The sequence below is a fragment of the Staphylococcus pasteuri genome, assembly GCF_030547725.1.
Lineage (GTDB): Bacteria > Bacillota > Bacilli > Staphylococcales > Staphylococcaceae > Staphylococcus > Staphylococcus pasteuri.
In genome coordinates, this window is the sequence record NZ_JAUOQO010000099.1 from 1 (window position 1) to 347 (window position 347).

The following is a 347-nucleotide window of genomic DNA, read 5'->3' on the forward strand; positions in this document are numbered from 1 at the left end:
TGGTGGCACCTTGCCTGTGGCCGATGGAAAAGCGGTGGTCCCAGTAATCAATCATCTAGCGCCTGCGTTCGATAACATTGTGATTACTCAAGATTGGCATACGCCCGAGCATGCTTCATTTGCATCAAGCTACGACACAAAAAAACCGTTCGAAACCACTGAGTTAGACTATGGTACACAAGTGCTGTGGCCCGATCACTGTGTACAAGGGACAGATGATGCGGCATTAGTAGATGAGCTAGATCTGCCCACCGCCGAGCTTATTGTTCGTAAAGGTTATCATCAGCATATCGACAGCTACTCTGCTTTTTTTTGAAGCCGACCGTAAAACGCCAACCGGTTTACAG

General features: G+C 48.1%; 1 protein-coding gene. It reads left to right on the top strand.

Annotation, left to right across the window (positions count from 1 at the left end; genetic code table 11):
• On the top strand, positions 1 to 316 hold a 316-nt coding region (locus tag Q4528_RS12960; protein WP_303521890.1), incomplete at its 5' end, for a cysteine hydrolase family protein.
• Positions 317 to 347 lie beyond the last annotated feature (31 nt).